This window comes from Cupriavidus sp. SK-3 (assembly GCF_000611145.1).
GTDB lineage: Bacteria > Pseudomonadota > Gammaproteobacteria > Burkholderiales > Burkholderiaceae > Cupriavidus.
Window position 1 is genome coordinate 1 of sequence record NZ_JFJV02000087.1, and the last position, 5482, is coordinate 5482.

Below are 5482 nucleotides of genomic sequence, written 5' to 3' on the forward strand. Positions count from 1 at the left end.
GACCATGGGCGAGATCGTGCAGGCGGTCAAGCGCGTGACGGACATCATGGGCGAGATCAGTGCCGCATCGGCCGAGCAAAGTTCGGGCATCGAGCAGGTGAACAAGGCCGTGGCCCAGATGGACGAGGTGACGCAGCAGAACGCGGCGCTGGTGGAGCAGGCCGCCGCCGCCGCCGGTTCGCTGGAAGACCAGGCCACGCGCCTGCAAACCTCGGTGGCCAGCTTCCGTCTGGCGCAGGCGGATGCCTTTGCCGGCTCGCGCATCGAAGCAGCGCGTCCCAAGGTGATCGCCGCGGCCAGGCCGGCACGGACCGAACCGTCCACGCATGTCGTCCGCCAGGAAGACACCGAGGCCGCCGAGCCGGCGTTGGTGGACAAGGGGGGACGTGAGGGCGGCCGTGAAGCGAGCACGCCCGTCCTGGCCCGCACTGCCCGCCCCGCCGCGCTTGCCACGTCCGACAACGGTGACTGGAGCGCCTTCTGACGTCAAGCGCAAGGGTTATGCCGCCGGCCCCGGGCCGGCGGTGGCTCGCCGTTAGCGTCACTCAGCACCGCACATCATGACTACCGACATCATCCTGGCGCTTCCCGAGGAAGCCGCGGCCAAGCTGCGCTCCGAGTTCGAACATTTCGTCAAGCTCTCCACCGGGCTGGACAGCGAATTCAGCCCGCCAAGCTTTGACGATTTCCTGCGCGCGCGCCTGCTTCAGCATGACGGCCCGCTGACCGAGCGCGCCGTTACGCGGCTGCTGTCGGGCGGGGAGTACGCATGGGCCAAGCGCGTGTTCAACAAACAGCTGCCCAATGCCATGGCGACCCTGATGCGCGACGCGCAGCGCTTTGGCTACGGCCTGGCGACGCGCTACGAATGGACGCCGCAGGAACGCCTTGCGCATGCCCGTGACTGGTCCCGGCAGATCCTGGAGGACGCGGGGGCCGACCTGGCCTTCATCGAGCTCCTGGCGTCGCAGCTGGCCACCTCGGCGGTGGACATCCGTGCGCTCGAAGAGCAGATGCAGACGCCGGCGTGGCGAGTGGCGGAAAGCCTGCGGCGCCGGGTCTACGACCTCATGTACATGGTGCAGACTGAACGCATCGCGGGCACCGCCCGCTCGCGGCTGGGAGAGCTGCGAGCGGTGGTAGGGCTGGCCATGGACTATGGCACCGTGAGTGCCGAAGAGGCAGCGCGCGTCATGGAGCAGGTGGAGCAAACCTGTCCGCACCTGTTCAGCGAGGAGCCCAATGACCTGCTCGCAAGGGTCGCCGCATGGCTGCGCCGCGTGCTAGTGCAGTGACGTCCCTTTCGTCAATAGTGGAATGTGATTAGTGCACTTCTGTCCGGGGTGATCCAAGAGGCAGATTTAGAGTCTTTATTCTGTTACATACACGTAACAGTTTTGATGCAAATCACATTACAAGCGCGTGACTTGTTACAAACTTTGTCTCCCATGTATGTTTCGTGCGACATTGCTGTACCCCAACGTTAGAGGGGATTGGCAGTCCGGTTGAATTGCCGATATAACTCTCACAGTCGCACTTACACTCTGTAACACTTGTAACGTTTCAGATAAGTCTGACCAAGCGCAGTTCCTTAGTAGTACGCAGTACCCGTCGAACACGCACTCAAACGATCTGGTCGCCTTCAGCCTTCGGCTGCGGGTAAGCGCCGGACAAGCGGTCGAAGGGTTTTTGGTAGCGGGGAAAAATTGGAAAGCAGTGAAGTTCTCCAGGAGATCAGGGAGGTCAATCTCGCCTATCTGCTGCTCGCGCAACGCCTGGTGCGAGAAAATCATCTGGAAGCCATGTTCAGGCTTGGCGTCAGCAAGGAAATTGCCGACATTCTCGCCAAGTTGACACCGGCCCAGCTGGTCAAGCTGGCAGCATCAAACATGGTCCTGTGCCGTTTCCGGTTCGACGACCATGCCTTGCTGTCGACACTCACCCATACAGCCAAGAGCCACGATATGCAGCAGATCCATGCTGCGATCCTGCTCGCACGGCAGCCCGTGGAGTCGCTCAATTGACCGCGCTCCTTCAGGCCCCGTCAGTCCGGAGTACGACGGCCACTCCGGTTCCCAATCGCAAGAGCGTCTTGCAGGACGCCAACCAGACCCAGCTCGCCATCGAGCTGATCGGCCTGGGGGCGCGCCTGCAGGTGCTCGAAGCCGAGACCACGCTCTCGCGCGATCGATTGATCCGCCTCTACAAGGAGCTGCGCGGCGCCTCGCCGCCCAAGGGCATGCTCCCCTTCTCGACCGACTGGTTCACCACCTGGTTGCCAAACATCCATTCCTCGCTGTTCTTCTCGGCCTATCAGTTCATGGTCCAGCAAGGCGAGACGGTTGGCATCCGCGCCGTGGTGGCGAGCTATCGGCTCTATCTTGAGCACGTATCGCTGCTCGAAAGTGAAATTGTCTTAAGTTTCACCCGTGCCTGGACGTTAGTACGGTTTTTCGAGAGCAACATGCTGCAGCTTTCCAGCTGCACGTGCTGCGGCGGGCAGTTCGTTGCACACGCGTACGAGCCGCATGCGAATTTCGTATGCAGCCTGTGCCGACCGCCCTCACGTGCCGGCAAGGCGAAGAAGCTCTCGAAGAACGTCGCTCCCGCGCAAATTGTTGCCTGACTGAATCGATTCGGACGAGACGTTACCAAGCGGATAGTCCGGGCACATGCCCGGGCTGCCGTTGGGAATCCTGTTGCCGTGCGCCGCGAATGCCGGAAGTACCCGGCATCCACGCGCATCCCGTGGCAGCCTGCCAAGCGTACCAACGCTCAGGCAAGGCCTTCGCGGGAACTCGGGAGGAAACCCAAGCTTATTTACCGGATCGCCGGTCCCCGCGTTGGAAGATCATCGATGCCGGGTCAATAAGTCTTCAAGTCTTGCCGTCTTGCGTCGTTAAGTCATAAGACTGCAAGGCTTCAGGACTCCAGATCACTGGGCCTTCAGGTCACTGGGTCACTGGGTCTCGGGTCCGAGGGCGGTTTGCGTGGTTGGTGAGTCTTGCCGGGGCGGGCGGTAAATCCGCCTCTCCCGGAGGGCGACCCTTGTGCGTGCCTGACGCGTGTTTTTCTGACGGGGAATCAATCGTGCTAGTTGTAATTGGCTTTGTTGTCGTAATGGCGGCGGTGCTTGGCGGATACGCCATGACCGGCGGCCATATGGGCGCGCTTTATCAACCGGCAGAGCTTGTCATCATCGGTGGCGCGGCAGTCGGCGCGTTTATCAGCTCCAACAACGGCAAGGCAATCAAGGCCACCATGCATGCGCTGCCGACGCTGTTCCGCAGCAGCAAGTACAGCAAGGCGCTGTACATGGAAGTGATGGCGCTGCTCTACGTCCTGCTGTCCAAGGCCCGCCGCGAAGGCATTCTGTTCCTGGAAAAGGAAATCGCGGATCCGGCGGCCAGCAGCGTGTTCAGCCAGTATCCGCGCATCCTCGCCGATCCGGGAATGATGGAATTCCTGACCGACTACCTGCGCATGATGGTCAACGGCAACATGAATGCCTTCGAGATCGAGGCCCTGATGGACCACGAGATCGAGACCTTTCGCCACGAGGCCGAGGTGCCGGCGCACGCGCTGCACCGCGTCGGCGACGGCCTGCCGGCCTTCGGCATCGTCGCCGCCGTGATGGGCGTGGTGCATGCGCTTGCCTCGGCGGACCTGCCGCCGGCTGAACTCGGTGCGCTGATTGCGCACGCCATGGTCGGCACCTTCCTCGGCATCTTGCTGGCCTATGGTTTCGTTTCGCCGCTGGCCGCGCGTATCGAGCACCAGGTGGACGAGAGCGTGAAGATGTACGAGTGCATCAAGGTCACGCTGCTCGCCTCGCTCAACGGGTATGCGCCGCTGGTGGCCGTGGAATTCGGCCGCAAGGTGCTGTACTCGACTGAGCGTCCATCCTTCCTCGAGCTGGACGACCACGTCCGCGAAGTCAAGAGCATCACCTGACGTAGAGGAGCGGCAGCGATGAGCAGTGAGCACGGTTCGCATCCCATAGTCGTCAAACGCATCAAGAAAAGTGCCGCCGCGCATCATGGCGGTTCATGGAAGATCGCGTACGCGGACTTCATGACCGCGATGATGGCGCTGTTCCTGGTGCTTTGGTTGCTGAAGGCACAGACCCCCAAGGATCTGCAGCAGTTGGCGGAGTACTTTCGCACGCCGCTGAAGGTGGCGATTGCGGGCGGCAACAAGAGCAGCCTGTCCTCAAGCGTGATCCCGGGTGGTGGCCTCGATATCACCCGCCAGGACGCGGAGGTCAGGAAGACCCCCGACGATGCCGTGCAGAAGGCCAAGGAGCGCCAGGAAAGCGAGCGTTTGCGCGCGCTCAAGAACCGGCTCGAGCAGATCATCGAGAATAACCCGGTGCTGCGCCAGTTCCGCCCGCAACTGCTGCTCGACATCACCAGCGAAGGTCTGCGCATCCAGATCCTGGACACGCAGAACCGGCCCATGTTCCGCACCGGCAGCGCCGCGGTCGAGCCGTATATGCGCACCATCCTGCGCGAGATCGGCCCGGTGCTCAACGAGATGCCAAACAAGGTCAGCCTGTCGGGCCATACGGACGCCGCCAACTATTCCAACGGCGAACGCACGTACAGCAACTGGGAACTGTCCTCCGACCGCGCCAATGCCTCGCGGCGCGAGTTGATCGCCGGCGGCATGAACGAGGGCAAGGTGCTGCGCGTGATCGGCCTGGCCGCGACCATGCCGCTCGACAAGAAGGACGAGATGGCACCGGTCAACCGCCGCATCAGCATCGTGGTGCTGAACCAGCGCGCGCAGTCCCGGATCGAGGCAGAGAATGCCAGCGCCGCCGAAGTTTCGGTGGCGGCAAAGGCCGGCGCAGCCGGCCAGGAAGTGCAGGCAGGCCTGGCGGCCGCCTCCGCCCCCGCAGCACCGGCCGCATCGGCGGCCGCTGCGCAGGGCAACGCCGCCGCGGCCCCGGCCAAGCCGGGCAGTGTTCAATGAAGACCGCTTGCCATGCAGGCAGCGGGCTTCGCAGCGAATTTCAGTGAGCCAGGACGGTTATGTCTGTCGATATCGATATCACACAGTTCTACCAGACCTTCTTCGAAGAGGCTGAAGAGCTCCTCGTGGAAATGGAGCAGCTACTGCTCGGGCTGGATCTCGAATCCCCCGATGCGGAAGAGCTGAATGCGATTTTTCGCGCAGCCCACTCTATCAAGGGCGGCGCGGCTACCTTCGGCTTCGCCGCCCTGACCGAAACCACGCACCTGCTGGAAAACCTGCTCGACCGTACGCGGCGGCGGGAACTGGCGTTGTCCCGGACCATCATCGACACTTTTCTGGAAACCAAGGACGTGTTGCAAGATCAGCTCAACGCCTACCGTAACGGTACGGAACCCGATCCGGAAACGCTGGCGCGTATCTGCGCCGTTCTTCAGCAACTGGCGCTAGAGGCTGCGGGCGGCGCGCCCGCGGCAGCGGCTCCCGCGCCGGCGCCGGCGGCAGC

At 62.7% G+C, this 5482-nt stretch carries 7 protein-coding genes; all 7 read left to right on the forward strand.

The genetic code is table 11. From position 1 onward, the window contains the following. On the forward strand, window positions 1-484 hold a 484-nt coding region (locus CF70_RS09100; protein ID WP_035863287.1), incomplete at its 5' end, for a methyl-accepting chemotaxis protein. Window positions 485-560: 76 nt separating this feature from the next. Then, complete coding sequence (locus CF70_RS09105) at window positions 561-1295, forward strand: DUF4088 family protein (protein WP_035863289.1); 735 nt, start codon at window positions 561-563, stop codon at window positions 1293-1295. Between the two features lie 411 nt (window positions 1296-1706). Further along, entirely contained in the window at window positions 1707-2024 is a 318-nt protein-coding gene (flhD, locus tag CF70_RS09110; RefSeq protein ID WP_006162633.1) for a flagellar transcriptional regulator FlhD, read from the forward strand. Next, complete coding sequence (gene flhC, locus CF70_RS09115; RefSeq protein WP_035863293.1) at window positions 2021-2626, forward strand: flagellar transcriptional regulator FlhC; 606 nt, start codon at window positions 2021-2023, stop codon at window positions 2624-2626. The genes flhD and flhC overlap by 4 nt, the downstream gene beginning before the upstream one ends. Window positions 2627-3090: 464 nt before the next feature. Further along, the gene (motA, locus tag CF70_RS09120; protein ID WP_035863296.1) at window positions 3091-3954 is read left to right on the forward strand and encodes a flagellar motor stator protein MotA; all 864 of its coding nucleotides are present in this window, start codon (window positions 3091-3093) and stop codon (window positions 3952-3954) included. Window positions 3955-3972: 18 nt separating this feature from the next. Beyond that, window positions 3973-4977 (forward strand): flagellar motor protein MotB, encoded by a 1005-nt coding sequence (motB, locus tag CF70_RS09125; RefSeq protein ID WP_035863298.1) that lies wholly within the window; start codon window positions 3973-3975, stop codon window positions 4975-4977. Between the two features lie 59 nt (window positions 4978-5036). Next, window positions 5037-5482: Hpt domain-containing protein (locus CF70_RS09130; protein WP_035863300.1), on the forward strand; the 446-nt coding region annotated here is incomplete at its 3' end.

Excerpts from the sequence above, each read along its gene's own strand:
- CF70_RS09105 (WP_035863289.1), top strand. The coding sequence starts at position 561 with ATGACTACCGACATCATCCTGGCGCTTCCCGAGGAAGCCGCGGCCAAG.
- motB (WP_035863298.1), top strand. The coding sequence starts at position 3,973 with ATGAGCAGTGAGCACGGTTCGCATCCCATAGTCGTCAAACGCATCAAG.